General features: G+C 52.3%; 23 protein-coding genes and 1 other annotated feature. Of the genes, 3 read left to right on the forward strand and 20 right to left on the reverse strand.

Annotated features, from left to right (window positions below; translation table 11 throughout):
- Window positions 1-108: 108 nt before the first annotated feature.
- From lepA to gpr, 4 genes are all read right to left on the reverse strand, one after another.
- Window positions 109-1926: a translation elongation factor 4 gene (gene lepA / locus GON22_RS05465; RefSeq protein WP_160395089.1), complete on the reverse strand. Its 1818-nt coding sequence runs from the start codon at window positions 1924-1926 to the stop codon at window positions 109-111.
- 117 nt (window positions 1927-2043) lie between these two features.
- Complete coding sequence (locus tag GON22_RS05470; protein ID WP_160395090.1) at window positions 2044-2490, reverse strand: hypothetical protein; 447 nt, start codon at window positions 2488-2490, stop codon at window positions 2044-2046.
- An 82-nt stretch (window positions 2491-2572) separates the two neighbouring features.
- Window positions 2573-3862, reverse strand: coding sequence for a stage II sporulation protein P (locus tag GON22_RS05475; protein ID WP_160395091.1), 1290 nt, complete (start codon window positions 3860-3862; stop codon window positions 2573-2575).
- 145 nt (window positions 3863-4007) lie between these two features.
- Window positions 4008-5015: a GPR endopeptidase gene (gpr, locus tag GON22_RS05480; RefSeq protein WP_160395092.1), complete on the reverse strand. Its 1008-nt coding sequence runs from the start codon at window positions 5013-5015 to the stop codon at window positions 4008-4010.
- Window positions 5016-5244: 229 nt separating this feature from the next.
- Here gpr and rpsT point away from each other — a divergent pair, with 229 nt between their 5' ends.
- Complete coding sequence (gene rpsT, locus GON22_RS05485) at window positions 5245-5517, forward strand: 30S ribosomal protein S20 (RefSeq protein WP_160395093.1); 273 nt, start codon at window positions 5245-5247, stop codon at window positions 5515-5517.
- A gap of 130 nt (window positions 5518-5647) precedes the next feature.
- Here rpsT and holA read toward each other — a convergent pair whose 3' ends face one another.
- The 6 genes from holA to GON22_RS05515 form a co-directional block, all read right to left on the reverse strand.
- On the reverse strand, window positions 5648-6703 hold the full coding sequence (gene holA / locus GON22_RS05490; protein WP_160395094.1) for a DNA polymerase III subunit delta: 1056 nt from the start codon (window positions 6701-6703) through the stop codon (window positions 5648-5650).
- Between the two features lie 199 nt (window positions 6704-6902).
- Window positions 6903-8021 (reverse strand): anti-sigma factor family protein, encoded by a 1119-nt coding sequence (locus GON22_RS05495; protein ID WP_160395095.1) that lies wholly within the window; start codon window positions 8019-8021, stop codon window positions 6903-6905.
- Window positions 8018-8566 (reverse strand): RNA polymerase sigma factor, encoded by a 549-nt coding sequence (locus tag GON22_RS05500; protein WP_160395096.1) that lies wholly within the window; start codon window positions 8564-8566, stop codon window positions 8018-8020. Before GON22_RS05500 ends, GON22_RS05495 begins: the two co-directional genes overlap by 4 nt.
- Window positions 8567-8747: 181 nt before the next feature.
- Complete coding sequence (locus GON22_RS05505) at window positions 8748-11459, reverse strand: ComEC/Rec2 family competence protein (protein WP_160395097.1); 2712 nt, start codon at window positions 11457-11459, stop codon at window positions 8748-8750.
- A 108-nt stretch (window positions 11460-11567) separates the two neighbouring features.
- Entirely contained in the window at window positions 11568-12098 is a 531-nt protein-coding gene (locus GON22_RS05510; protein WP_160395098.1) for a deoxycytidylate deaminase, read from the reverse strand.
- 45 nt (window positions 12099-12143) lie between these two features.
- Complete coding sequence (locus tag GON22_RS05515; RefSeq protein ID WP_202113096.1) at window positions 12144-12677, reverse strand: ComEA family DNA-binding protein; 534 nt, start codon at window positions 12675-12677, stop codon at window positions 12144-12146.
- A gap of 149 nt (window positions 12678-12826) precedes the next feature.
- Between GON22_RS05515 and comER the strand changes: the two genes are divergently transcribed.
- A complete protein-coding gene (gene comER, locus GON22_RS05520) occupies window positions 12827-13666 on the forward strand; it encodes a late competence protein ComER (protein ID WP_160395100.1) in 840 nt (279 codons plus the stop codon).
- Window positions 13667-13753: 87 nt separating this feature from the next.
- Here the strand turns inward: comER and leuS are convergent, their stop codons facing one another.
- Window positions 13754-16198, reverse strand: a complete 2445-nt coding sequence (leuS, locus tag GON22_RS05525; protein WP_160395101.1) for a leucine--tRNA ligase — start codon at window positions 16196-16198, stop codon at window positions 13754-13756.
- Window positions 16199-16263: 65 nt separating this feature from the next.
- Window positions 16264-16474, reverse strand: a binding site (T-box leader).
- Window positions 16475-16691: 217 nt separating this feature from the next.
- On the opposite strand from leuS, the gene GON22_RS05530 reads away from it, so the two are divergent.
- Entirely contained in the window at window positions 16692-16982 is a 291-nt protein-coding gene (locus tag GON22_RS05530; RefSeq protein ID WP_006036242.1) for a hypothetical protein, read from the forward strand.
- Window positions 16983-17087: 105 nt separating this feature from the next.
- Here GON22_RS05530 and GON22_RS05535 read toward each other — a convergent pair whose 3' ends face one another.
- From GON22_RS05535 to GON22_RS05575, 9 genes are read right to left on the reverse strand one after another with little or no spacing between them, the layout of a single operon-like run.
- Entirely contained in the window at window positions 17088-17876 is a 789-nt protein-coding gene (locus GON22_RS05535) for a class I SAM-dependent DNA methyltransferase (RefSeq protein WP_160395102.1), read from the reverse strand.
- A 6-nt stretch (window positions 17877-17882) separates the two neighbouring features.
- Window positions 17883-18788, reverse strand: a complete 906-nt coding sequence (locus GON22_RS05540) for a CvfB family protein (RefSeq protein WP_160395103.1) — start codon at window positions 18786-18788, stop codon at window positions 17883-17885.
- On the reverse strand, window positions 18785-19132 hold the full coding sequence (gene rsfS, locus GON22_RS05545) for a ribosome silencing factor (protein WP_160395104.1): 348 nt from the start codon (window positions 19130-19132) through the stop codon (window positions 18785-18787). The genes GON22_RS05540 and rsfS overlap by 4 nt, the downstream gene beginning before the upstream one ends.
- A complete protein-coding gene (gene yqeK / locus GON22_RS05550; protein ID WP_160395105.1) occupies window positions 19129-19704 on the reverse strand; it encodes a bis(5'-nucleosyl)-tetraphosphatase (symmetrical) YqeK in 576 nt (191 codons plus the stop codon). Before yqeK ends, rsfS begins: the two co-directional genes overlap by 4 nt.
- On the reverse strand, window positions 19682-20326 hold the full coding sequence (gene nadD / locus GON22_RS05555; protein ID WP_160395106.1) for a nicotinate-nucleotide adenylyltransferase: 645 nt from the start codon (window positions 20324-20326) through the stop codon (window positions 19682-19684). Before nadD ends, yqeK begins: the two co-directional genes overlap by 23 nt.
- The gene (yhbY, locus tag GON22_RS05560; RefSeq protein WP_006036236.1) at window positions 20326-20625 is read right to left on the reverse strand and encodes a ribosome assembly RNA-binding protein YhbY; all 300 of its coding nucleotides are present in this window, start codon (window positions 20623-20625) and stop codon (window positions 20326-20328) included. Before yhbY ends, nadD begins: the two co-directional genes overlap by 1 nt.
- 34 nt (window positions 20626-20659) lie before the next feature.
- On the reverse strand, window positions 20660-21541 hold the full coding sequence (aroE, locus tag GON22_RS05565; protein ID WP_160395107.1) for a shikimate dehydrogenase: 882 nt from the start codon (window positions 21539-21541) through the stop codon (window positions 20660-20662).
- 42 nt (window positions 21542-21583) lie between these two features.
- Window positions 21584-22711 (reverse strand): ribosome biogenesis GTPase YqeH, encoded by a 1128-nt coding sequence (gene yqeH / locus GON22_RS05570; RefSeq protein WP_336604267.1) that lies wholly within the window; start codon window positions 22709-22711, stop codon window positions 21584-21586.
- Window positions 22708-23232 (reverse strand): YqeG family HAD IIIA-type phosphatase, encoded by a 525-nt coding sequence (locus GON22_RS05575; RefSeq protein WP_160395108.1) that lies wholly within the window; start codon window positions 23230-23232, stop codon window positions 22708-22710. The genes yqeH and GON22_RS05575 overlap by 4 nt, the downstream gene beginning before the upstream one ends.
- Between the last annotated feature and the right edge of the window lie 110 nt (window positions 23233-23342).

A 23342-nucleotide genomic window follows, 5' to 3' on the forward strand; every position in this document is an offset into this window, starting at 1 on the left:
CTATGCCCTCCTTGCTTGACTGTTACGACTGTTCGCAGTCGTTTCAATCGATAAGATATGAAAAACAGGAAGAGCTACGCTCTCCCTGTCAGCTCGAATGACGGAGGATCAATCCTCGTCGATTTTCAGGACCGCCATGAACGCTTCCTGCGGCACCTCGACGCTGCCGACCTGCTTCATCCGCTTTTTGCCTTCTTTTTGCTTCTCCAGCAATTTGCGTTTCCGGCTAATGTCGCCGCCGTAGCATTTGGCCAATACGTTTTTGCGCATCGCTTTAACCGTCTCACGGGCAATGACCTTTGTTCCGATCGATGCCTGAATCGGCACCTCGAACATTTGGCGAGGGATAAGCTCTTTCATCTTCTCGCAAATCGCCCGGCCGCGGTGGTACGCGCGATCGCGGTGAACGATGATTGACAAGGCGTCAACTTGCTCGTTGTTTAACATAATATCCATCTTCACAAGGTTCGACTGGCGATAGCCTGCCAGCTCGTAATCGAAGGAAGCATAGCCCTTCGTACGCGATTTCAACTGGTCGAAGAAGTCGTAGACAATCTCTGACAGCGGAATTTCGTACGTCAGTGTTACGCGGTTCGTGTCCAAATATTCCATGTTCACGTACTCGCCGCGCTTGCCTTGGCAAAGCTCCATAATGGCACCTACGTAATCGTTCGGAACGATGACGGATGCTTTTACATACGGCTCCTCAACAAAATCGATCTTCCCGACTTCCGGGTAATTCGACGGGTTGTCGATTTGGAGCACATCGCCATTCGTTTGCGTGACATGATAAACAACGCTCGGCGCCGTCGTAATGAGCGGAATGTTGAATTCGCGCTCAATCCGTTCTTGAATAATCTCCATGTGCAGCAGTCCGAGGAAGCCACAACGGAAGCCGAAGCCAAGCGCTGTCGACGTCTCTGGCTCATAACGCAAGGAAGCATCGTTAAGCTCCAGCTTCTCGAGCGCTTCACGCAAATCGTTATAATCCTGCGTTTCGATCGGATACAGACCGCAGAATACCATCGGGTTAATTTTCCGGTAACCTGGCAGTGCCTCAGGGGCTGGACGCTTCGCTTCTGTGACCGTGTCGCCGACACGCGTATCTTTTACGTTCTTGATGCCCGCTACGACGAAGCCTACGTCCCCTACAGCCAGCTCGTCCACGATGGACATGCGCGGCTTAAACGCGCCAACTTCGATAACTTCGAATTCGGCTCCGGTCGCCATGAAGCGGATTTTCTTGCCTGCTTTGATGCTGCCGTCAATGACGCGGACATAGACGATAACGCCTTTGTACGGGTCATAGTGGGAGTCAAAGATTAGCGCTTTCAGCGGATCATCTGGATTGCCCGTAGGCGCTGGCACCTTCTGTACCACCTGCTCCAAAATCTCCTTGATGCCGATGCCCGCTTTGGCCGAAGCCAATACCGCATCGCTGGCATCGAGGCCGATAACGTCCTCGATCTCTTGCTTCACCCGCTCAGGCTCTGCGCTAGGCAAATCGATCTTATTGATGACCGGCAAAATTTCCAGGTTGCTGTCGAGCGCCAGATAAACGTTGGCAAGCGTTTGCGCTTCAATGCCCTGTGCGGCATCGACTACAAGCAATGCACCCTCGCAGGCTGCCATGCTTCGCGACACTTCGTACGTGAAGTCGACATGCCCTGGCGTATCGATCAGGTTCAAAATGTACTCTTCGCCATCATCGGCTTTGTAGCCCAAACGAACAGCCTGCAGCTTTATCGTAATGCCGCGTTCTCTTTCCAAATCCATCTGGTCGAGCACCTGCTCCTGCATTTCACGCGAGGAGAGCGCTCCCGTAAATTCCAATATACGATCCGCCAACGTCGATTTCCCGTGGTCGATATGTGCGATAATGGAAAAATTCCTAATTTTCTTCTGTCTTTCGCGAACGTCCGCCATGCGTAACCCCCACACTGTCTAAGTGCTAACTATCCTTTCGATTATAGCAGTAATGGGACGAAGCGGCAACGGATGTGCTCCGAAGCCGCTTCATCAATTTGCTTTTTCTATTGTGCGCTAGTCCATAATGCCGTCGAAAACAGATACGAACAGCCGTATTCCCCCGCTCGATACCGATTGCAGCACGCCTGCCGCTCCATCTGCCAATCGGTTAACAGCTGGCTCTTCTGAATCATAAGGCACGCTAGGCAAACGCTCGGATCCATTGGCGCTCCGGCCATCCCATTCGCTCTGTCCTGTTGGCTGCTGCATTTGCGCTTGTTGCTGGGAACCATTGCCGGTTGCATGGTTTGGGCTGGATTCGGTGCCAGAGGCAAGATTGCCTTCGCTATTGTTCACCGGTGCATAACGCTGCACAGTGCTATTTACGGCAGGCGTTTCCACGTTCTCGCCCACCGGACCGTATACATTGTTAATGCCGCGGTCAGCCGTATCGAGCCCATATACGATTAACAACGCGATCGCCCCTCCTGCCAGCGCCCATTTCCAGCCATCCCGTTTCATGCCCGTTCCCTGCCTCTCTGCGGCTTTTGCCGCCATTTCACGTTTATTATGCTGTGCCGCCTGCACACTAACTTACTTTCATTTAGCTTTCTTTTGGCGCTACTGCTTTTTTGGCATCGCCCCAATAAATTTGCGCAATAACTTTGGCCAGTGCATCTGCCGTTCGGTACGACTCTTCTAGCGTATTGTCCACGCCGCCGATCTCAATTAACACGCTACCAGGCGACAATGATTGGTTGTACTCCCCGTTGCCATCCTTGGATGTCTTGCCCCATACGCCTCGCGAAATGCCCGGATATTGTTTTTCTAGCGCTTCATGGATTTCAGAGGCAAGCTTTTCATTTTTGCGCCAATTCGGATTTTCCTGCCCGATGATGAAGAACACCTGGGCATAGTCTTTCCCTTTGATCGTAGTTGTCGTATATTTTCGTTTCTGCGAATCGCGATGGATATCAAATATAAACTTCAAATGACCATTGGAAGCGAGCGCATCTTGCACTGTTTTGCGCGAATATTTGTAGGAGAGCACCCATTTATAATTTTTAATGGCTGTCGGATAATCGACCTTCGAAGTTTCGGTGCCTATGCCAAGGCCGTCAAGCTTCTCCGCTAACCGTTTTCCAAGCAAGGAGACGTTCTGCTTCGTCGAGGTGGGATCATTGCCAGTTCCGCCTACTACCGGGAACCACGACTCCCGGCTATGGGAATGATAAATAAATACGGCTGGATCATCTTTCGTTGAAGGTGATGGCGTTGCCGGCTCCTCTTTCACGCCTTCATCGCCGCCAGGCTCACTGCCAGCGCCATGTTCCGTTCCGTTATCCGGTGGCGTGCCCAGCTCTCCGCTGCCCACCGATGAGCCGTTGTTTCCAGTATCGCCTTCACCCGCATGACCGCTGCCTTGCGAAGCAGTATCGTTAGGAAGAGGAGCTTGGTCATCTGGCTGGACTACTGTGTCGCTTCCAGACCCTTTGCGAATCAAATAAGGCTCGTCCGTCGCCATGCCCGGAAATTCGCGAGCAAGCAAACTTTTAGGATCATTCGGATTAACATCCGTTACTAACCGCATCAAAAACGCACTGACCTGCTTGCCCGACAACGCGGTGTCACCCTGATGTTCAGACGTGAAAGCAGGCACTTCCATCTCCAGCATGTCCGAGAAAAACGTTCCCGAAACATTAGCAGCAAAGCCTTTCATCGTTGAGACAGGTGAAGCAGCTGTCCGTTGATGCAGCATATCTCCAAGCCCGATCGCCAAAAAAAACGCCATCGAACAGATCGACAGCAGCGCGAATGTGCGGCCCGTCACGAGCAGTTGCCTCCATTTTCGGCTTCCGCTACTCCAATTGAACGTTACGATCATTCGTTTCATCGTTGCCCAGCCTCCCTATCAACCGCTCTTAGTCTGTTACTAACTTATGAGAATAAGAGAGAGGCTAGAACTAGGAATAGGAGGCATGGACAAAAAAGAAGAGGCGCGATCGCATCGCACCTCTAGTAAAAACTAACCCATCCAATCAATGTGTATATGCCGCTACATTCGACGTATCCACTGCGTCATGCAGCGAAGCATTCAAGCCGCTGGCAATAATGTTCGCAATGTCTTCAATGAATTGGTCGATTTCCTTCGGCGTTACGATAAGATCATGGCCGAGCGGCTGAAGCACTTCACGGACAAGCTGCAGGCGCTCGTTCTCTTCCATTTTGTGCATCAAGCCCATAATTTGAGAACCGCTATTCGCAGCATGAGCAGCTAGATGGTCCTCTAGCAATCGCATGCAATCGTTCACAATGTTAGAGGCAAACACGACCGTCGGTACGCCTATCGCGATGCAGGGAACGCCAAGAATCTCTTTGGTCAGCCCCTTGCGCTTATTTCCGATGCCTGAACCCGGATGAATGCCTGTGTCGGCAATCTGAATTGTCGTATTGACCCGCTCCAGCGCCTTCGAGGCCAGCGCATCAATCGCAATTACCGCATCAGGGCGCGTTTTCTCTACAATGCCCTGCACAATTTCGCTCGATTCAATGCCCGTAATGCCAAGCACGCCAGGCGCCACTGCGCTTACTGCTCGATACCCAGGCGCTACTTGGTCGGGCATCAGCTCGAAGAAGTGGCGGGTAACCATTACGTTCTCCACGACAAGCGGGCCAAGCGCATCAGGCGTCACGTTCCAGTTGCCCAAGCCTACAATTAGTATGCGGGCTGATTTGCCGACACCTGCCCGTTCTAGAAACGACTCGAATTCCTGTGCGAAACGCGTCGCAACCTTGTCCTGCAGCCCCGTATCTTGATTGCGAAGCCCGGGAACCTCTAACGTGACATACCGTCCTGGCATTTTGCCTATCGCTCGCGAGCCTTGCTCGGTCTGCACATGCACACGGGAAACTTTGATGCCATCCTCATCCAGCAATTCTGACAGCACACCTGGTATCGGCCCGCCATTGGCTGTCTCTGCAAGCTCCTTTGCCTCCAACGCTAGATCGGTGTGAACGGCATATTGCCGCAAATCGAGATGATCCATATGTCGTACCTGCCCCTTCCTTATTTGCCTTTAGTGTGCGATACACAGATGTTTTCTATTCGAAATTGCTAATTTCACTCGATTACAGTTACGACTTGTGATACAATTCTTTAGATGTTATCTGGACAACAAGTCCGTGTACTATTGCTTTTTGGACCTGCCCATGATAAGATATTTTAAGTTGTGTTGCAGTATTGGGTTTTTTCCCTTTTTACAGGAGGTGAATGTGATGCCAAACATTAAATCTGCTATTAAACGCGTGAAAACAAGCGAGAAACGTCGCGCTCTGAACGCTTCGCAAAAATCCGCTCTTCGCACGGCCGTTAAATCCGCAGACCAAGCGATCGCCGGCACGGACGTAGAAGTTGCTAAAGCAGCACTCGTCGCTGCTTCGAAGAAGCTTGACAAAGCGGCTACGAAAGGCCTGATCCATAAAAATGCGGCTGCCCGCAAAAAATCTCGTCTTGCTAAGAAGCTGAATGCCCTTTCGGCACAAGCTTAATGAATGACGGCTCCTACGTTCTTCGGAACAGGGAGCCGTTTTTTCATGGGCAATAACAGAAAAAAACCGCTGCACCTTCCCGAAGGCAGGCGCTAGCGGCTTGCATTTTGCATGAAATATCCATCAATCCTTAGCTTCTCGCCTGCCGCTGCTGTTGAACATTTCCGAAAGATAGCAGGAATAGCTCCAAACCGAGCGTCTTATCAATTTGCCCCGTTTTCATCCGATAATCTAGCTCTGCTAACTCCCCTAACTGCTTACTCAGCCCCGCAATGGAAAACTTCGCCGCTTTTTCCGATGCCAGCTTAACCCGAAATGGATGGACACCAAGCTGCGAGGCCATCTGCTGGGGAGAATACTGTTGGCCCGACAGCTCCTTTACTTGCAGCATAAGCCTCAGTTGGACCGCTAGAAGCGCTGCAATCTTAATCGGCTCCTCACGGCGCTGCAGCAGGTCGCGATACAGCTTGAGCGCCTTGCTGGTCTGCATGCTTGCTATGGCATCAATTAGGGCAAATACATCCTCCTCGACCGTCGAAGCGGTCAGCAGTTCCACGCTCTGAGCGTCTATCGTTCCATCCACCCCTGCATGCAGGCACAACTTGTCCGTCTCTTGGGATAGCTGCTGCAGCCGATTGCCGGTACGGGCAATTAACAAATCAGCTGCCTCCTCCGTCATTACCCGCTTCTGCTCTGTCGCTCTTCGAATGACCCATCGGCGAAGCTCCGGCCCATCCAGCTCATTAAACGCGATCAAAGCATTCTGGTCCTTGAGCTTCTTCACAAGCTTCCGCCGCTCATCAAGCTTCTCCGCATATACAAGAAATAAAATGACCGTCGTTTCAGATGGCTGTTCAATATAGTCCAGCATCCGCTCGACGCGATGCTCGATCTTGCCTTCCTTAGCGTTCGCACCTGCTGCCGCAAGCACCGACGCATCTCGAATAATAATGAGCTTGCGCGCTACGAAGAACGGCATCGTCTCCGCCTCAGCAGCAGCTTCTTCAATTGCAATTTCCGATGTATCAAACTTTACGATCCCCAGCTCTCGCTCATCTGGCTGAAACAGCTTGTCCGCCAGCAAATTCGCGAATTGCTCGATTCTATACCGATCACTGCCATAAGCGACATAGACTGGACGCACGCTGCCACTATTGATCTGCTTAATCGCTTCCTTAGCTTCCATCTGCCGACTCCCCCTGCATTCGTTCATCAACAAAGGGATGGAGTACGAGCCTCCATCCCTCTGTCCCTGAACATCTATATAAACATCCTCCGTGCGGGTCCATGGTACCAGCCGCGGAGATGGTCATACGACGTCAAGGTCTCGTCGCTGACGCCTTCCATATACTATACGCAAGACCATCAGCAAGTGTGCCGATTGATTATACTTTTGTTACCGACCAGGTTGCTACATCCACCTTATAGTGTGTCGTTTGGCCCGCGGCATCCTTCACCTCGAAGAAAAGTGCCTTGCTGTCATCTGACCAAGAAAGGTTGCTCGTTTCACCCGATTGTTTGGTGCCTTCATACATGACCGTACCTTCTTGGACGGTATAAATATATACAGCACCTTCCATGATTGCAGAAGCGTACACGCCATCCGGCGAGTTCGTCACATTAGACACAGGGGCGGTCGAAGCAGTGCCGTTGTCCATAATGCTCATCGCTTGGCCGTATTGGTCTTTGGCGATCGTTGCAACACTCTTCTGTTCGCTTGTAGTCTCATCAGCCGATGGCGCTAACGGCGCATCTTCGTAGCCGGCTAATCCCTTCTCTTGGGGGAGTGAGTTTTCCAAATATGGCGTCACTCTCTCGATCTTATCCGTTTCACTAACATCAGTTTTGCCGACAGCTTGGCCTGATCCATAATCTTGCTGATTACCGGAAAGAGGGCGATACCCCGTTCCTTCATCGCTGCCTCCTGCACTGCTTGGGGATTCGGTCCGAACTTCAGTACCGTCCTTCTTTTGCATGCTCTCTTGACTAATAAAGTCACCATTATTGTCTTTAATAGAGGCCTTAGATACAGGCTCCGAAGCAGAGGTAGCCGAAGGCGATTCCGTTGTCGCCGTATCGCTCTTCTCATCCATGCTAGGCTGAATCGGATTATACATCACAAGGAACAAACCCGCGACGATGCCTGCGGCAACTACACCGCTAACTGCCGGCCAAGAAACACGCTTAAACCAGCTGCCCTCGCGGCGTCGAGGCGCTCTACGGGCAGCAGGCTCGGCAACCTCTGCCTTTACTTCCGAATCATTATGGTTAACTGCCGCCAGCTCAATCTGGTCAAGCTGCGGCATAATCGAATCCACGATACTAAAAGCAGGCACTACCTTAGGCAAGCTTTCCAGCTCGGTAGACAATCGCTTCAAACGATCAAACATATCGGCGCAATCCGAGCAATGCCGTGTATGGGCAGTGAGCATTTCTGCTTCATTCTCACTCAAGTCACCATCTAGCTGCCGTTGCATGAAATCCATCACCTCTTGACATGTCATCCTCGGACACCTCCTTTCTGGTAATCATGAAGTAGCGATTGAAGCTGCTGCCTTGCCCGGAATAGATAAGATTTGACCGTATTCAACGGCAAATCGAGAGAGTCCGCAATTTCATTATAAGAAAAATCTTGTAAGTAACGCAGTACGACGACGGCTCGATGATGCTCAGGCAGCTTATCGATTGCCTCGCGTATATCCTGCGCAACGTATGTGGACAAAACATCGTCCTCCACGTTCCCCTTCTCCCGGAACACGAGATCATGTTCCTCAATCGATACCGTTGGCTTGTTACGCCTGAACTTGTCTATGCATATGTTTGTTACGATCCGTTGTATCCACGTTTTGAATTGCGCCTTCTCTTCATATGATTGAATCTTTGTATAAATACGGATGAGCGCCTCCTGTGCTGCGTCCATCGCATCCTGCTCATTATTCAATATATAATAGGCTGTCCGGTACACATGAGTTTCAATCTCGCGCAGCAGCGTGATGAGCGCATCGCGATCGCCCGATTGAGCCGCTCGTATGAGACTTGGCTCCACCAATGGAGCTTCCCCCTCTCATGCAACCTTCCTGACGTGCTTGCCAGTGCAAAGGTTGCAGTTGTTCGAATTTATTTTGCGGAAATGTATGCCATCGATGGACACCATCGATTTCTCTCTACTAACCCAACCTATAGGATAGCAGAAAAGAAAGACGCCGTACATAGGCGCCCCTTACAGCATCTTACAAATTGTCCATCCACTTGTCGCGGCTCCAGCTTATAAACATCGTTCCATTAGGCGCAACGGCAAAACGTGTCTCGCCATCCCGATCTGTTCGCCACACGCCAGTGTGCGCAGCCGCAAGCCGTGCAAGCGTTTCGGGATGAGGGTGATGATACAAATTATCCTTGCCCGCCGAAACCACGGCGAACGCTGGCCGCCAATAAGCAAGCCAAGCAGGCAACGAAGAGTTTTTGCTGCCGTGATGGCCAGCCTTCAACACATCCAAGCAATGGTTATTGCTTTGTTGTGGACCAGCTCTCAAGCCAGCAAGGACAGCATTGCAGGGGATGCGCAACCGCTCCAATATCGCTGCCTCGGATGATTTGCCCGCATCGCCAGGCAATAGAAACGTTCTGCCATACATCGTCAACAGCAACGCAACGCTGCGCTCATTCTGGTCCTCGACATTAGGCAAGCCAGCTAGCGAACGAACCGGTCCCACTAGTTCACCTGGGGCTCTGTTTGCTTCCGCCGCACCAGTTAGGGCGGTGCCAGAAGCGTCTGGCCATAAGACGTCCATACGCGTCCCGCCTCCTAACCTCCAGCTCATCCCCGCTGCGGCGGGATACATCGGGATATGAAGCCTTAACGCTGTCTGCAGCAGTTTCTGCGCATCAGGAGAAGAATTGGATGTGCCATTCCACAGGATAGCTTGCACTGGCAGAGATTCAAGGACAGCTTGAAGCCCTCCAATATGGTCTTTGTCCAAATGCGTGATGACAACGATGTCCAGTGAATGAATGCCACGCTGTTTAAGTAACGGTACAAGCACTTTCCGTCCCACCTCGAACGGATCGTTGCGAACTCGCCACTGATCTTCTGGTTTGCGCAAATCAACCGTGCCGCCCCCGTCGATGAGAATGTGCTTCCCTTCACCTGTCCGTATCAGAATAGCATCGCCTTGCCCAACGTCCAGTACGCTTAATGAAGCCGTCCGCTGAAACAAATCCGGCAGCCACGCGAATGATAAGAGCACTGCAATCGCAGCCATTGCGGAAAGCAGCGCCATCCAATATCGCTGGCGAACAATCCGTACAGCCTTAACCAATCCTTCAGCAAGCGGCATTGTTGCATCATCACTAACGGCCAGATCAACCGCTTTAGCTCCAGATTTTTGGCTTCGTGCCAACAGGCGGGCAGCTGCAATTCCAATTGCTAGCACCGTATACCAGGCTGCCACCCACCATACTGGCGGCTTCGCCCATATCGTCTGCCAGCCACGCAGGGCAGCTGTATGCTCTACTAGCGTAAAGGTCAGCGTGTTTAGCGCCTCTGTTACAGTTGCCAGCCAGTGCCCGGCTACAGGCCATACAGGCTGCGCCACAAGCGATGCAGCGCCAAGCGGCATAACGATGAAGCTAATGAACGGCACAAGCACGAGATTAGCTGGAAGCGACAGCGGGTTCCATTGATTAAAATAGTAGATTGAAACAGGAAATGAAACGATTTGCGCGACGAACGTAACTGCAATGGCGTCTAGAAACATTTTGCCAAGGCGCCATTGTGGCAGCAACGCTCGAACAGGCGCAACACCTATAATCAGTCCCGCTGTCACGAGAAACGATAGTTGAAAACCAATATCCCTCACATAAGCCGGATTCCAAGCCAGCATGATAACAGCTGATGCCGCCAACAGATGCAAGCCATCCTTCAAGCGATTCGCTCGCGCAGCCAACAGCCCAATAACAGCCATCGTGCCCGCACGAATGACCGAAGGCGATGCTCCCGATAGCAGGACATATACAGGGGTCGCCCAGGCAAGGACGAGAAGCGAGCGCTCTCGCGTTAGCCGAAGCAAACGGAGGAACATATGGATAATGGCTAGAAATACTGCGACATGCATGCCCGAAATCGCTAGCACATGCGTTAATCCCAGCTCCGAAAACTGCCGAAACACATCAGGGTCCAACCCATCAATGATACCTAGCACTAACCCCTTCATATACCCCGTCTGCTTATCTCCATAAAGGGCATCCATGAGGCTGCCTAACCGCCTTCGAGCTTGATCGATTCGCCCTAAAAGCGTGTCAACGGTTATATGCCCATTAGGTTCGACAACCGCTTGCTCGGTCCCCTTCGTCCGTAATAGCCAATCGATATGGCTAATGCTGTGCAAATAGTTACGGTAATCGAACCCTCCCTCATTCGCAGGCCCTGGCGGCAGCTCTAATTGGCCATGAATGGCAATATGATCGCCTCTTTGCCATCGTCGCGCTTGTTGTAACTCGGACGGTTTCAGCAGCTTTAGTTGAACAAGCAGCCGTTCTTGGAGTTCGCGCGGAGTCTTCTCGCCTGAAATTCGCAGCTGCCCTGCACGTATCCGAAATCGAACGCTGTCACCATCGATCTCTACTGGTGAAATAATTGTCCCGTCCGCCTTAACATCATATGTGACTGGCGGATAGCTTCCCTCTGCGGCTGCAACCAGTCCAGGGAGCTCCGTCACTTTTCGGCTATCACTGTAATGCGCCCAAGCGCCACCAATGAGATAAGCGCCCAAACAAATGAGCGCGAGCTTTGAGCCCGTACGTTGAGCTAAACGTGCTGCCGCAAACAGCAGGGCAAGCCCCGCCCCGACAATGAGGTACACGTCCATTCGGGCAATTAATGCAATCCCCGCCGTCCAGCAAATCGCGAACCATAGAATCGGCCGATTCGTTAATAGCGGCACTAGCAAACCTCCTTTTGCATACGAAAAAAAAGAACCTCTTACACACACTCCAACAGTGCATGCATAAGAGGTTCTTCCTCTGGAATCAATCCAATCGATTAAGCCTAGTTATGAAATTACAGCACGCGATGTTTGGGCTGGCGCTTCATACGGATCAATCCGCCGGAAGTCGATGCCTTTTCGCTGCATTAACAAAGCTACTTTATCGCTATCCTTCAAATAAGGGCGATGAAATACGATCTCTCGGACGCCGCTATTGGCGAGCATGTTCGCACAAGTCCAGCAAGGCTGGTCGGTCACATAGACCGTAGACCCTTCGCGATCCGTCCGGTCCGTGAATAGCAGTAAATTTTGCTCAGCGTGAATCGTTCGGATGCAGCGTTCTTTCTTGATCATTTGTTCCGTCCCCTCAGCAGTGGACAGTTCATACTCTTCTACGATCATGCAGCCCGCTTCGAGGCAGTCCTCTACACCCATCGGAGCGCCGTTGTAGGCTGTGCCTAGCAATTTCTTCCCTTGCACGAGCACTGCCCCAACATGCCTTCTATTACAGCGCGAGCGCGTTGCTACCATATAAGCGATATCCATAAAATATGTATCCCAATCTTTGCGGGAAACATCGTTGCTTTCTGCCATCATTGTCGATTCTCCCCTTCCCCTTAGCTACAAAATATTGTCGCATATTTAGGGAAGGACGACAACATGCTCCCGCAGCTTCTCCAGCAGCTTCTGGCCGATGCCCTTAACGCGATCCAACTCATCCAGCGAACGAAATGCGCCATTGCGCTCCCGATCTGCCACAATAGCTTCGGCTTTAGCAGGCCCAATGCCCGGAAGGGCATCCAACTGCTCAGCCGTCGCATGGTTGATGTCGATAAGGCCATCCTTCGATTGGCGTTGCTCGGCATCCTTTATTGTCGTTGTACCTTCGTTTGGCCCATCGCTTGGATCATCGTTAGTTTGGCGGACAGATCCGCCTGTTAAGCCCGGCACTAGCTTGCCTTTATCCGTAGCCGAAGCATTAGGAGCTAACGGCAGCTCTTTTGCAACAACCGATTTACCTTCTTCTGCTGTTTGAATCGCTTCATATATGCCTTCATCTAATGTTTCCAATGGATTAGCTCGCCCGGCATCGATCTTCCATAGCCCTAATCCGACAAGAATAAGGCCGGCGCTAGTAATCATTAGCACGAGAAGTTGCCGCCTGCGCAAGAACATTGCCTTCCCTCCTCCAAAAAAATAATGAGCATGATGTCCGCGCTCCTGCGCATACGGTAGTAAGAGCATTCCAATGATCGATTTAACCATCCCGTCACAATGGCCAGATTTACCTTCATGTTAATCCTTTAGACAGGGGAGGGTTTCCGATGAATGTCGGGTTTATCGGTACTGGCAGCATGGGCAGCCTGCTCATCGGCGCATTCATCGCATCAGGCGCGCTAGAGCCATCTCAGATCGCCGCAAGCAACCGCACTTTCGCCAAAGTCGAGTGCTTGGCGGAACAATATCCCGGACTGCGCGCCGAGACCAATAACGCCGATGCGGCCAAAGGGAAGGATATTGTCTTCCTATGCATTAAGCCGCATGAATTCCGCTCCGTACTCGACGACATTCGAGGCAGCCTGCGTCCCGAACAGCTCGTGGTGTCGATTACTAGCCCCGTCATGCTCTGCCAGCTGGAAGACTGGCTGCCTTGCAAAGCTGCAAAGGTCATTCCGAGCATTACGAATCATGTTGGAAGCGGAGCAACGTTATGTATGTACGGGGACCGTGCCTCAGCAACTGACCGTAAGCGGCTGGAGCATCTGCTCAGCCACATTAGCGAGCCAATTCGGATCGACGAGCGCTACACCCGTATCGTTTCTGACCTCTCCAGCTGCGGGCCTGCCTTCTTCGCTTTCTTTGTCCAACGTTTCGTCGACGCTGCAGTTGAGGAAACCGGCATTAATCGCGCGGAAGCGATAGCCATTGCCAGCGCCATGATCCTTGGCACCGGCAAGCTGCTTACAGAAGGTGGAATGACCCCCGAGCACATACAAACACGCGTTGCGGTGCCAGGTGGCATTACCGCCCGTGCGCTCGAATTGCTGGAGCTTGACTGTGATGGCATGTTCAATCGTTTAATCCGTACAACACATGAAAAATATCGGGAAGATGTAGATAAAGTGCAAGCCTCTTTTTACGGCGAAGAGGTGAACGGCCAGTAACACGCTATGCTTTAGCGTGACCGGCCACTCACCTCTTCTGAGCTGGCTTATTCCATTATTCGTACGATCCGCCGACGAGCGGTCGGATTAGTTCGCAACGATATTTACGAGCTTGCCTTTAACAGCGATAACTTTGCGAACTGTTTTTCCTTCGATCGCTTGTTTCACTTTGTCGAGCTCTTTCGCGAGAGCTTCCATCTCTGCAACGTCCATGTCCGCTGCAATGGATACGCGATCAGCAATTTTGCCGTTTACTTGTACAACGATCTCAACCTCTTGATCGACCGTCCAAGCCTCCTCGAAGGTTGGCCACTCAACATACGTAACCGAAGTGTTATGCCCCAGCTTCTCCCACAGCTCTTCCGCGATATGTGGCGCGAGCGGCGACAGCATCTGAACGAAGTTTTCCATCGCCTTACGCGGCAGCTCTTCAGCTTTATAAGCGTCATTGACGAAGATCATCAATTGGCTAATCGCCGTATTGAAACGCAGGTTTTCGAAATCATCCGTTACTTTCTTAACCGTACGATGCCACGTCCGTTTGAACGCTTCGCTGCCGTCCCCGTCCGTCACCTTCGCATTAAGCGCACCGTCATCCCCGACGAACAAACGCCATACACGGTTCAAGAACCGGTAAGTGCCTTCAACCCCATTCGCATTCCAAGGTTTCGTCGCCTCAAGCGGCCCCATGAACATTTCGTACATCCGCAGCGTGTCACCGCCGAACTCGTTTACGATCTCATCCGGGTTAATAACGTTGCCGCGTGATTTGGACATCTTCTCATTGTTCGTGCCGAGAATCATGCCTTGGTTAACGAGCTTGTGGAACGGTTCTTTCGTATCGACTACGCCGATATCATAAAGCACTTTGTGCCAGAAGCGCGCGTACAGCAAGTGAAGCACTGCATGCTCCGCTCCGCCAATGTACAGGTCAACCGGCAGCCATTCCTTTTGCTTCTCTTTGGAGCAGATCTCTTGGTCATTGTGCGGATCGATGAACCGCAAGTAATACCAGCAGCTTCCCGCCCACTGTGGCATCGTGTTCGTCTCGCGGCGCGCCTTCATGCCCGTTTCCGGATCGATCGTGTTGACCCACTCCGTCACATTCGCCAGCGGTGACTCGCCTGTGCCAGACGGCTTGATCGCATCAACGTCAGGAAGCAGCAGCGGCAGCTCGGATTCTGGGACCGGCTTCATCGTGCCATCTTCGAGATGGAGAATCGGAATCGGCTCTCCCCAGTAGCGCTGGCGGCTGAACAGCCAATCGCGCAGGCGGTAAGTCGTTTTGCCTTTCCCTTTGCCTTCCGACTCCAAGCGCTCGATCATCGCTGCAATAGCCGGTTCATTCGCCAATCCATCGAGGAAGCCCGAATTCACATGCTCGCCATCGCCCGTGTAAGCTTCCGCTTGTACGTCGCCGCCCTTAATCACTTCCACAATCGGCAGGTCAAACTGCTTCGCAAACTCCCAGTCACGGCTGTCATGGCCAGGAACTGCCATAATCGCGCCTGTGCCATAGCCTGCCAGTACATAATCGGCAATCCAGACAGGCACTTTCGCACCGCTTACTGGATTGATTGCATAAGCCCCTGTGAAGACGCCTGTTTTTTCTTTGGCCAAATCGGTACGTTCCAGATCGCTCTTGCGTCCAGCCGCTTCCTGATAAGCCTTAACAGCCTCTTGCTGCTCGGCCGTCGTAATGCGCGCTACGAATTCATGCTCCGGTGCCAGTACGCAATACGTTGCGCCGAACAGTGTGTCCGGACGCGTCGTAAATACGACAAGCTCGTCCTCATGGCCATCGATCGCGAACGTTACCTCTGCCCCTTTGGATTTGCCAATCCAGTTGCGTTGCATTTCCTTAATGCTTTCCGTCCAATCGAGCTCTTCCAGATCCTCGAGCAAACGCTCCGCATATTCCGTAATTTTCAATACCCATTGGCGCATCGGCTTGCGAACGACCGGATGGCCGCCGCGCTCGCTCAAGCCGTCGATAACCTCTTCATTCGCCAGAACCGTTCCAAGCGCTTCGCACCAGTTAACAGGCACTTCTGCAACATAAGCAAGGCCTTTGTTATACAGCTGGATGAAAATCCACTGCGTCCACTTGTAGTAATCCGGGTCCGTCGTGCTGAACTCGCGATCCCAGTCATACGAGAAGCCAAGTGACTTAATCTGGCGGCGGAAGTTGTTAATGTTCTTCACCGTAATTTCGCGCGGATGCTCGCCTGTGTCGAGCGCATGTTGCTCAGCTGGAAGGCCGAATGCGTCCCAGCCCATCGGGTGAAGGACGTTAAAGCCGCGCATCCGCTTATAGCGGGAGACGATATCCGTTGCTGTATATCCTTCTGGATGGCCAACATGAAGCCCAGCCCCAGACGGGTAAGGGAACATATCAAGCGCATAAAACTTTGGTTTCCCTGCTTCCTCTGTCGTTGCAAATGTTTTGTTGGCATCCCAATAGCGCTGCCACTTCGGCTCGATAACGAGCGGATTATATCCTTGCTGAATCGTTTGGTTTTCTTGGCTCATAATTACGTGCTCCCCTCATAACTGTCCATAAAAAATCAAAAAACCTCCCGCCCTAGCGTATAATCGCTAGGGACGAGAGGTTGTTATTCCCGTGGTACCACCCTAGTTAGCGCGGACGTTCTTCGTCTTCGCTCACTCTATGCCCTTAACGCGGGCGAAACGGCATATAAATGCGGCTCCGAGGCGAGATTCGTCACGTGTGCGCACCGGCTTGCACCTACCGCCGGCTCTCTGAAGCGTACATTTGTGATTACTGCTCCTCTTCCTTGCCTTTTCTAGAACGATTATAGGAGAAGCCCCGCCAGATGTCAAGAATGAACTCCATCGCCAACTTATTGCCGGTCACAGGAATAAAGAACCCTTTTTTGCGGCAAACTAATACGAAAACGAAAAAAAATCCTTCATTTGCTCCTGAATCATTGACAGGGGCGCGTATATCAAGCTATTCTATCGTGTAGACCTTGTACAACAATATAGACAGGTGGTATGTGAAATGTCATTTAATCCGGTCATTGTCGATATCAAGGACTCCGGGGATTACAACAAAAAAGAGAAGATTTATCAGCTGATCGTTACGCTCGATGATAAATCGATTACTCGCTTCTTCCTGAAGAAGGATCCTGAATGGCAGCTGATCGACGTCGCTCGTCTGCTGAACATTCCTTGCCCCGTATGTCGCAAAGATTACTACTGCAGTTGCATGAAACGCCATTTGCCGAGACTCGAAGAGCAATTTAAATCGAAAATCGACAACTATCCAGAGCTTCTGGAACAAATTCTGTAAGTTGCAGTGTGAGTCACCCAAAAAAAGCCCAGGCATTCGGGCGGCAACCTTCGTTAGAAGGCTGTGCCGACCGGATATCTGGGCTTTTTTCGATGCACTTAACGGCTACTTCGTTGCAACATAGAACAATCGCTCGGCCGATTTCGGCGCTTCACCAGCCAACGGCTGCGCATCGAAATCTGCATATCGCTCTACTCGGGCAAATCCAGCTCGCCCTAGTGCATGCACGAGCCATTGGTCATCGTAAGCACGCTCAACATGCGTTTCTTCGATCCGGACAAACCGCCCGTCCTTATCGCTTCCGTCACGCGCGAAGATCGTCAGCGAATGCTCAATCTCTTGTATGGACTCGTCATACTCGCATGTCCAGATGTAAGCAACATCACGCTCGTCCAGCGTGAAAGGCTGCTCCGCCGCATACCGGCGGAATTGGTTGCCAGGGAGCACATCGAATAGAAACTTCCCGCCCTCACGAAGCCCCTGGAAGGAAGAGCGGAACGCTGCTTCCACATCAGCTGGTTCTGTTAAGTAGTTCAAGCAATCACAGAACGAAATGATCGTATCGACAGGTTCAGGCAGCTCCCATTCCCGCATGTCCTGTTGCAGCCATCGAATAGAACCGCTGTCCGGACGCACTGCGCGGCGCGGCGACTCATCCCATTTGCCCCGGCCAATCGACAGCATGTCCGCCGACAGGTCAATCGCAAACACATCAAACCCCGACTTCGCCAGCGGAATCGACAGATTGCCTGTCCCACAGCCTAAATCGACGACGGAACGGGGCATCAAATCTTGCTGCTCCCATATGGTTCTCGCGAAGCGCAGCCAATCCGCATAAGGCATATGCTCCATAAGGCGATCATAGACAGACGCAAATTGCCGATAAGCGGCCATAGGCTTTTATTTCCCCTCTTCTGCTGGGTTAGAAGCTTCTTTCAGCTTCGTCCAGTTCCCCTCTTGAATAACAACGCCCTCACGCATCAGCTTACCTAACGCACGCTTGAAAGCCGATTTGCTAATGCCGAACTTCTGTTTCACCAGATCAGCTGGCGTTTCATCCGAATACGGCATCGCACCGCCTGGGCGTTCACGCAGAAACGCAAGTATGCGGTCCGCATCCTCGATGCGCCCCACCTCTTTGCGTTCAACGAGAGACAGGTTGACCCTGCCATCCTCGCGCACGAACGTTACACGGGCACGGACACGTTCGCCAAGCCGCAGCGGGCGAATGCGCTCCGCTGCCGGAATCATGCCAAATGCGCCGAAGCCAAGCACGCCGCCATCAAGCAAAACAAATGAGCCCATCTGAAGCGTCTTCGTCACCCAGCCCTCGATCCAGCGGTTACGCCAATCGTCTGGCGCACGGAACACTTGTGCAGTCAGGTCCTCTTCGGCTGCCAGCTTCGCAATGAGCCGGCCTTGCTTATCGTTACGAAGCACGACATGCACCTCGTCACCGATGAGCGGACGGAAATCACGATTTTCCGGAAGCTCCGACAAGGGCAACAGAAGCTGCCTGCCAAGGCCAATTTCTAAGAAACAGCCTAGCTTGGAGTGAATATCCGCTACACGCAAACGCGCCATTTCCCCCAGTGTGATAAGAGGCTTGCGCATCGTCGCCGAGAGGCGGTCATCCGTATCGAAATAAAGGAATACTTCCACATCATCGCCTGGATTAGGCTTCTTGCCGATGATCTCGCTATAGTGCAGCAGCACGTCCTGCTCGCCATCTGTCACAAAAAAACCATAGGGCGACACTTCGCGTGCCACCCTTAGCTTAACGATTGTGCCTGCGATATGGCTCATGCGAACTCCACGACTTTCGCATCTGACCATAACCGCTCAAGATTATAATAATCACGCTCATCACGATGGAAGACATGTACGACGATATCGCCAAGGTCGATCAGCACCCAGCGGGCGGAATCCATGCCTTCGATGCCGCGTACGCGAACGCCGAGCAGCTCCGCTTGCTTGCGGATTTCAGTCGCGATTGCTTGTACCTGTACGTCCGAGTTGCCTTGGCAAATAACGAAATAATCGGCGACAAGCGAAATTTCTTTCAAGTTGAGCGCAACGATACGCCCTGCTTTCTTTTCCTCTGCTGCTGCTACTGTAGCTTCTAGCAATTGATCTGAATTAACTGTCATTCTTCAGCCTCCCGTAATTGTTGAATCATTGCATTCCGCGCGGCCACTGTCAGCGGGAATATCCGTTTTTCCTTTTCCAGCAAGAAAGAAATCGTCGAATCAAATCCTGCCAGAAGCGCCTTCTCCACGCTATGCTCAGCTTCTTGGCGGATTTTATCCACGCCCGGAAAGTCTCTTCCAGGCTCCATATAATCAGCGAGGCAAACGATTTTCTCAAGCAACGTCATCCCTACACGGCCCGAAGTATGGTAGCGAATAGCATCCAGCACTTCGGCATCCGTTATGCCGTAATCCCGCTCCGCTACGAATGCGCCTACCGGCGCATGCCATAGCTCCTTATCGTATTCTAGCAGCTCCTGAGGCAGCTGTTCGTCGGCAATAATGCGCGCCATGCGCTCCGTCGGCCAGTACTTGGCCACATCATGCAAGATCGCTGCAAGCTCCGCCCGCTCAGCGTCAGCGCCGAACCGCTGGGCAAGGATGATCGAGGTTTCCATAACGCCTTGCACATGCAGCCATCTCCGCTCTGGCATCTGCGCTTTTACCGATTCAATAATCGCTTCGCGATCCATACAACCCCTCCACTACAACCTCTTGATATACGGCATCGGGTACGAGATAGCGGATAGACCGTCCCGCTAGCAAGCGGGCTCGAATAGCTGTCGAAGAGATGCCGATGGGCGGCATGGATGCCATCGTGACCCGTTCACGAATCGGCACTGGCAATTTCGCCAAATCCACTAGCTCATCGGGCCGTTCAACGCCGATAAACCGGACTAATGCAGCCAGTTCTTCAATACGGTGCCACCGCGGCAGGTCATGGATGCGATCCGAGCCGATGATGTAATGAAAAGCGTACTCAGGATACGACTCCTGCAACGCCGAAACCGTATCAATCGAGTAGCTGACGCCGCCGCGTTCGAGCTCAATTGGCAGCGCTTGAAACTTTGGCTGGCTCTTAATAGCAAGCCGAACGAGGCGCAGGCGCGTCTCCGCATCCGTACCTTGTTCTCCTGCCTTCAGGGGCGGCACGTTCGTCGGAATGAACCACACCTGGTCAAGCCCGCATTGGTCCAGCGCTGTCTCAGCAGCAAGCAAGTGGCCCAGATGGATCGGATCAAATGTCCCACCCATGATGCCTACCTGCTGAATTCGGCTGCTGCTCGGCAAGGCATGATCTTGTCCGCCCAGCATTATTTGGACTTCGGCAACTCGATTGTTTTATGGTCGCGCGACTCTTTGTATAGAACGATCGTCTTGCCGATGACTTGAACGAGTTCGCAGCCTGAGCCTTGCGCAAGCTCTTGCCCGATTTCCTTAGGGTCATCGCCGCAATTGTTCAACACCGAAACCTTGATCAGCTCACGCGTCTCAATCGCCTCTTCGATATGCTTCATAATATGCTCGTTCGTGCCGCCCTTGCCAACCTGGAAAATCGGGGTCAAGTGATGCGCCAGCGAGCGCAAATGCCTTTTTTGTTTGCCTGTCAACATGTCTGTTCCTTCTTTCTGCTATCTGCTTCTTAAGTTACCGGAATGCGTCCAGTACCGCTTCGCGCATCGCCGCTGCAGGCGCAGGCTGGCCCGTCCAATATTCGAACGCATACGCGCCCTGATAAATGAACATGCCCAATCCGCCATGAATTCGGCAGCCTTGCCGCTCTGCATCAGCGAGAAATTTCGTTTTCATTGGGTTATAAATAATATCGCTTGCAACCGCGCCAGGGCGCAGCCAAGCAGCGTCAACAGGCGACTCATCCACATTCGGGAACATGCCTGTCGAGGTCGTATTAATAATAATATCAGCATCAGCACAAACAGACTGGAGCTGATCGTTAGATACGCCCTTTACATTTGTGAACTCACGCATCGAGGATGCTAGCTCAATTGCACGCTGCTCCGTTCGATTGGCAATCGTAATGCTAGCAGGCGATTCCTTCGTTAACGCATAGACGATCCCTCTTGCCGCCCCACCTGCTCCAAGCACAACGATGTGCTTGCCAGCGAGCGACGTCTCCGCTTCTTCCTTCAGGGAGCGAACATATCCAATCCCGTCTGTGTTGAATCCGGTGAGAACGCCGTTATCGTTAACAATCGTATTGACCGCGCCGATTGCCCGTGCAGATTCATCAATTCGATCCAAATGGTTCATTACATCCAGCTTATGCGGAATCGTGACGTTCACGCCACGTATACCCATGGCCCGAACGCCAGCGATAAAATCGCCAAGCTTGTCCGTAGTAATATGAAAAGCGGTATAAATCCCGTTGACGCCCGCTTCGCGGAAAGCCCGATTGAGCATAACCGGCGATTTGGAATGCCGAATGGGATCGCCAATTACGCCGAACAACACGGTGTTGCTATCCACGCGAACGTTCATTTCCAACTTGCTGTCTGCAGAAGATGCCATCGTATTCACTCCCTCATGCTCGCATCCGTACAACGTTACCGGCTAAATTAACGATTCGCGTACGAGCACCTTGACCCCTTTGGGCGCATAAACGTCCACAAGCGCTCCGCCTGTTCCATTCACTTGCATCCAGCCAAGGCCAGAGACGAACACATCATAATCTCCGCCGCGTGGAATGCGCAGCGAGTGCCTCGTCCAAGCAGGCAGCTCATCCAATTCCTCTACAGAAGGCGGCGATAGCAATACGCCCTTATGGTTCGCATACAGTTCGTCTGCCCGCTCCAGCTTCGTCCGATGCACTTCGAGCCCATTGGAGATATACAGAGTAAACGACTGGCGCCCACCCGATACAAAATCGAATCGAGCCAACGCGCCAACAAACATCGTCTGCCCCTCATTGAGCTGATAGACGAGCGGCTTAATTGGCTTGTCTGGCAAAATCGCCTGAAGCACGCTGCGTGGCACTAGCTCTGTCATCCGATGGCTGTACACAATGCCCGGCGTATCGATGATGGACTTGCCGTCATCAAGCGGAATGTGAACCGCATCCAGCGTCGTTCCCGGATAACGCGATGTCGTAAGCTCGGCGTCCAGATCGCTATAATCTTGAATAATTCGGTTAATGAGCGTCGACTTGCCGACATTCGTAGCTCCGACAACGTAGACGTCGCGGCGCCCGCGGAAATGTTCAATTGCTTCTACGACCCGATCAAAGCCAATATTCCGCTTCGCGCTGCAAAGCACAACATCGACGGTCTTAAGGCCCTGTTCCTTCGCCTGCTGCTGCACCCAGTTGCGGATGCGGTTGTAATTAACCGCTTTGGGCAGCAGATCGATTTTGTTCACAACGAGCAGAACCGGGTTGTTGCCTACAAAGCGCTGCAAACCCGAAATAACGCTGCCCTCAAAATCAAACAGATCGACAATGTGAACGACGAGGCTGTCTGTCGAGGCGATGCCGCCAAGCAGCTTCAGGAAGTCGTCCTGGTCAATCGTGACTGTGGAAGCGTCGTTATAATTTTTGATGCGGAAGCATCGTTGGCAAATCGCTGGCACGCGCTCGATCGCTGATGCTGGAATATAGCCCGAAAGCTCCTTGTCCGCTGTCTGCAGCTTTACGCCGCAGCCCGCACATGATGCGTCGATGCCCGGTTGATCAATTACTGTCACTTCGTTTCCTCCTCATGCCATAAACCATTTTTGCGCAAGCGGGTCAGTGCAATCCGTTCAATGAAGCGATTGACTCGCGTCATGATCCCCTCATCGCGAGGCGAGATCGGCGGTACAAGAATCGTATATACGCCCAAACGATTGCCGCCCAATACGTCCGTAAGCATCTGGTCGCCCATAATGACGACTTGCCCCGGAGAGAGCCCCAGCAATTCAAACGCGCGATGGAAAGCGCGATTGGCCGGCTTGCGCGCAGCATGGATATACGGTATGCCAAGCGGATTAGCGAACCGAGACACGCGCGTCTCATTATTATTAGAAACGATGACGACCTTAAAGCCGCGTTCCTGCAGCTTGTTCAGCCACTCGATCAGCCTTGGCGTAGCCAGCGGCTCCTTGGCGCCGACCAATGTATTATCCAGATCGGTAATGATGCCCTTGATGCCTTGGCGAGCAAGCGCTTCGATATCGAGATCGTATACGGAATTAAGGCGCAAATTCGGCAATAGCCGTTCAAACATAACTTCGACTCCCCTGACGTGACCTGCTTTACAACGAAACTATACCATAATAGCCGAAAATGTTGCAAAAAAATACCGTACAGCGCCGTTTTCGCGCTGTACGGCTAAAT

Source organism: Paenibacillus sp. MMS18-CY102, assembly GCF_009789195.1.
Lineage (GTDB): Bacteria > Bacillota > Bacilli > Paenibacillales > Paenibacillaceae > Paenibacillus_T.

Bases quoted from the DNA above. Each gene is read 5' to 3' on its own strand.
- yqeK (WP_160395105.1), bottom strand. From the start codon at position 19,704: ATGGATCGCGAAGCGATTATTGAATCGGTAAAAGCGCAGATGCCAGAG.
- holA (WP_160395094.1), bottom strand. From the start codon at position 6,703: ATGGAAGCTAAGGAAGCGATTAAGCAGATCAATAGTGGCAGCGTGCGT.
- rsfS (WP_160395104.1), bottom strand. From the start codon at position 19,132: ATGACAGTTAATTCAGATCAATTGCTAGAAGCTACAGTAGCAGCAGCA.
- aroE (WP_160395107.1), bottom strand. From the start codon at position 21,541: ATGGCATCTTCTGCAGACAGCAAGTTGGAAATGAACGTTCGCGTGGAT.
- GON22_RS05475 (WP_160395091.1), bottom strand. From the start codon at position 3,862: ATGAAACGAATGATCGTAACGTTCAATTGGAGTAGCGGAAGCCGAAAA.
- GON22_RS05510 (WP_160395098.1), bottom strand. From the start codon at position 12,098: ATGATGGCAGAAAGCAACGATGTTTCCCGCAAAGATTGGGATACATAT.
- comER (WP_160395100.1), top strand. From the start codon at position 12,827: ATGAATGTCGGGTTTATCGGTACTGGCAGCATGGGCAGCCTGCTCATC.
- yhbY (WP_006036236.1), bottom strand. From the start codon at position 20,625: ATGTTGACAGGCAAACAAAAAAGGCATTTGCGCTCGCTGGCGCATCAC.
- GON22_RS05515 (WP_202113096.1), bottom strand. From the start codon at position 12,677: ATGTTCTTGCGCAGGCGGCAACTTCTCGTGCTAATGATTACTAGCGCC.
- GON22_RS05535 (WP_160395102.1), bottom strand. From the start codon at position 17,876: ATGGCCGCTTATCGGCAATTTGCGTCTGTCTATGATCGCCTTATGGAG.
- gpr (WP_160395092.1), bottom strand. From the start codon at position 5,015: ATGGATCATCTCGATTTGCGGCAATATGCCGTTCACACCGATCTAGCG.
- GON22_RS05530 (WP_006036242.1), top strand. From the start codon at position 16,692: ATGTCATTTAATCCGGTCATTGTCGATATCAAGGACTCCGGGGATTAC.
- lepA (WP_160395089.1), bottom strand. From the start codon at position 1,926: ATGGCGGACGTTCGCGAAAGACAGAAGAAAATTAGGAATTTTTCCATT.
- GON22_RS05540 (WP_160395103.1), bottom strand. From the start codon at position 18,788: ATGAGCCATATCGCAGGCACAATCGTTAAGCTAAGGGTGGCACGCGAA.
- nadD (WP_160395106.1), bottom strand. From the start codon at position 20,326: ATGCTGGGCGGACAAGATCATGCCTTGCCGAGCAGCAGCCGAATTCAG.
- GON22_RS05575 (WP_160395108.1), bottom strand. From the start codon at position 23,232: ATGTTTGAACGGCTATTGCCGAATTTGCGCCTTAATTCCGTATACGAT.
- GON22_RS05470 (WP_160395090.1), bottom strand. From the start codon at position 2,490: ATGAAACGGGATGGCTGGAAATGGGCGCTGGCAGGAGGGGCGATCGCG.
- leuS (WP_160395101.1), bottom strand. From the start codon at position 16,198: ATGAGCCAAGAAAACCAAACGATTCAGCAAGGATATAATCCGCTCGTT.
- rpsT (WP_160395093.1), top strand. From the start codon at position 5,245: ATGCCAAACATTAAATCTGCTATTAAACGCGTGAAAACAAGCGAGAAA.
- GON22_RS05495 (WP_160395095.1), bottom strand. From the start codon at position 8,021: ATGACATGTCAAGAGGTGATGGATTTCATGCAACGGCAGCTAGATGGT.